Source organism: Vibrio sp. 1069 (genome assembly GCF_033340555.1).
Genome location: NZ_JAWOWP010000685.1, coordinates 1 through 579 on the forward strand (window position 1 = coordinate 1; position 579 = coordinate 579).

General features: G+C 47.2%; 1 protein-coding gene. It reads left to right on the plus strand.

From position 1 onward, the window contains the following. Window positions 1-579: methyl-accepting chemotaxis protein (locus R7040_RS28485; RefSeq protein ID WP_318097890.1), on the plus strand; the 579-nt coding region annotated here is incomplete at both ends.

Here is a 579-nt window from a genome sequence, read left to right on the forward strand (position 1 = left end):
TTGGCAACCATGGTGACTAACCTTGAACAATCGATGCACGCTCTACGCGATGAGCTATCAGCAGTAGAGTCGCGCTCAAATTCCATCGCCGATCTTACCGTTTCTCAGCAGCAATCGACCGCAATGATTGCAACAGCGATGACAGAAATGGCTTCTTCCGCTAACCATGTGGCAAGCTCTGCTAGCGACACAGCACGTAATACCGATGAAGCAGATAAACAAAGTCAGCACACTCAATCACTGATCCACAGTACGGTAGATAACATCCAAGGTCTTGCGACTCAGCTGAATACTGCAAGTAAAGCAGTTGCAGATCTCGATCAAGATGTAAACAACATCGTGAAAGTCCTGGATGTAATCGGGGATATTGCGGAACAAACCAACCTATTAGCCTTGAACGCTGCAATTGAAGCAGCTCGAGCAGGCGAACAAGGACGAGGCTTTGCTGTAGTAGCAGATGAGGTGCGTAATCTTGCAGGTCGAACTCAAGACAGCACAAAAGAGATCCAACACATGATCTCGAATCTTCAAGAAGGCTCTCGCAATGCCATTCATACAATGGAAATCTGTGCGGAAACA